The organism is Vibrio sp. OPT46 (assembly GCF_015163535.1).
GTDB classification, from domain to species: Bacteria; Pseudomonadota; Gammaproteobacteria; order Enterobacterales; family Vibrionaceae; genus Vibrio; species Vibrio alginolyticus.
Genome location: NZ_JADDYG010000698.1, coordinates 2,832 through 5,461 on the forward strand (window position 1 = coordinate 2,832; position 2,630 = coordinate 5,461).

Below are 2,630 nucleotides of genomic sequence, written 5' to 3' on the forward strand. Positions count from 1 at the left end.
TGGCATCGGAACCCAAGTTGTTATGGCGAGTGCTGAACAAGTGAGGCAAGCTAATATTGACGATATTGGCGGTATCTTAGACCTCATTCGTCCTTTAGAAGAACAAGGTGTACTCGTTAGACGCTCTCGAGAGCAGCTAGAGCAAGAGATTGGAAAATTTACCATCATCGAAAAAGACGGCTTGATTATTGGCTGTGCTGCCCTTTATCCATACCCAGAAGAGCGCAAAGCTGAGATGGCTTGCGTAGCGATTCACCCTGACTATCGTGATGGAAACCGAGGTTTGTTACTGCTCAACTACATGAAACATCGTTCTAAATCCGAAACCATTGATCAGATTTTTGTCCTCACGACACATAGTTTGCATTGGTTTAGAGAGCAAGGTTTTTACGAAGTCAGTGTCGACTATTTGCCTGGAGCCAAACAAGGGTTATATAACTTCCAGCGTAAGTCAAAAATCTTAGCGTTAGATTTATAGCTTAACCTTAAATCAGGGAGCGAAACTTAACGTTCCGCTATACCAAAACCTCAAGGTGCGGGATTCAGCTCATTAACGCTCAACCCTGCACATCGAGCTTGTTTAGGAACGAGTTTGTTTAGGAGTAAGGCCACACATAAACCCTACTCCGGACTAGCGGGTCATCATGTAAACCCAACTTAGAAATGCGCAAACCATTGCTTGATTTTTGTTCCAATTTTATCTTTTAAATATACATTTGGTTGGCTATACTCTGCTCGCTAGTGATTGGTTTTTAACCAATACGAATGGATCTAGGTGATGTAATGTAGCCTTCACCCTAAAATACTGGGCAATTGAAAAACTAGTTAGCTCCGTATTGCACACCAAGGACAGTTGTTAATCTGACTTTCAATAAGCCGAGACGAGCACTGTTATGAGAACAATCATTTGTAATTCGCTTCAAAGTTTCTGGGATATGGCTGACAATCAGTTTTTAGAAGGCCTAGATGTTCACTGTGTTTTTCCGGTGAATGACGCCATTCGAGACTTTATCCTTACTTATCAACAGCAATACAAAATACGCAGCGTGTCTTTTACCGATGCCTTTGCACAACGTACATAAAAGAAGACCGAGCCATAAGCTCGGTCTTCTTGTTTTAGTTAGTAAGCCGATGTACTAATCCACTCGCGCGAGTAGTTTTCACCTTAATGCCTCGCTTCAGAACATTGAGTTCGGCGTAAAGAGCTAAACGCTTTTTCGCGCGGGTAATGCCTGTGTAAATCAACTCACGGGTTAATATCGGGCTAAAGTCTGGTGGCAAAATCATCAGGGTGTAATCAAATTCACTGCCTTGCGATTTATGGATGGTCATGGCGTAAGCCGTTTCATGTTCAGGTACTCGGCTTGGCAAGACCGATTTCACACTGCCGTCAGGTAACTCGAAAAAGACTTTCAAACGCGGTTCTTCTTCACTGTCATCTCGCATACAAATACCAATATCACCGTTATACAAACCTAAACCGTGATCATTACGCGTAACCATGACGGGTCTGCCGTGATACCAAATTTCATCCTGAACTTGAATGAACTTGCGCGCCGCGAGCGCTTTCTCGATGCGTTGGTTTAGCCCAGCCACACCGAAGTCACCTTCACGGATCGCGCACAGCAGTCGGCATTGGTTGAAGGTATCTAACACCGCTTTGGCTTTGTGCGTTAGCGACTCTGGCTCTCCGGTTTTAGGATCGATTTCTTGTTGTCCAATGCGTTTGAGGTAACGACCGTATTCCTGCACCAACGTCTGCATCATTTGGTTGTAATGCTGACTACTTAGGGCGAAATGTTCGATATCGGAAAAGTCACGCGCCCAGACATTATCTACGCTCGCAGCAGAACCGGAATTAACCGCTTTTGCCAACTGACCAATGCCTGAGCGAGCGTCAAATCGGTAGCTCTTTTGCAGCATACATAAGCTATCGGCAATGCTGGAGGCACTGTTCCCCGTATGGGCTAAAGTATCGAAACCCGTCAGTTTTGCGATGGCTGACGCCTGCTCTTTGCCATAACCCAATGCATGGAACGAACAGATATCACCCAACACAGCCCCTGCTTCAACTGAGGCAAGTTGGTCTTTATCACCTAACAAAATCAGCCGCGCATGCTTCGGTAAGGCATCGACCACTTTGTACATCATTGGTAAATCAACCATCGACGCTTCGTCGATAACTAAAATATCCAAATGCAGTGGGTTTTGCTTGTTGTGACGAAATTCTGCGCTATTAGGAATCGCGCCCAGCAACCTATGTAAGGTACTCGATTCAGTCGGAATTTTAGCTTTTAGCTCCGGAGAAACTGGCAGTTCTTGCACTGCTTTACCAATGGACTCGGTTAATCGCGCCGCCGCTTTCCCCGTCGGGGCCACCAGCTTGATGGTTAGATTTTTCTCGTGCGTCGCCTGTTCAATCAAAGCAGCAAGCAATTTGGTTACTGTCGTCGTTTTACCCGTACCTGGGCCACCAGAAATCACAGCAAATCGACGAGTTAACGCAACCGCCGCCGCGACTTTTTGCCAGTTCACACAAGCTGAGAGTGGCACGAGTTCATCCAGTGTTTGCAAATCTTGAACCTTGCGCGCATTGCTAAGCACGGCATCAATCGCGGGCCAATCCAGCG

General features: G+C 46.0%; 3 protein-coding genes. 2 read left to right on the forward strand and 1 reads right to left on the reverse strand.

Annotation, left to right across the window (positions count from 1 at the left end; genetic code table 11):
• On the forward strand, positions 1 to 478 hold a 478-nt coding region (gene argA / locus IQR33_RS34340; protein WP_228014131.1), incomplete at its 5' end, for an amino-acid N-acetyltransferase.
• Positions 479 to 893: 415 nt separating this feature from the next.
• Positions 894 to 1,082: a hypothetical protein gene (locus tag IQR33_RS25375; protein WP_011106047.1), complete on the forward strand. Its 189-nt coding sequence runs from the start codon at positions 894 to 896 to the stop codon at positions 1,080 to 1,082.
• Positions 1,083 to 1,116: 34 nt separating this feature from the next.
• Here IQR33_RS25375 and recD read toward each other — a convergent pair.
• The coding region (gene recD / locus IQR33_RS25380) for an exodeoxyribonuclease V subunit alpha (protein ID WP_228014132.1) at positions 1,117 to 2,630 on the reverse strand (1,514 nt) is incomplete at its 5' end.

What these genes read in the sequence shown, in the direction of transcription:
- IQR33_RS25375 (WP_011106047.1), top strand. Translation starts at nt 894, where the DNA reads ATGAGAACAATCATTTGTAATTCGCTTCAAAGTTTCTGGGATATGGCT.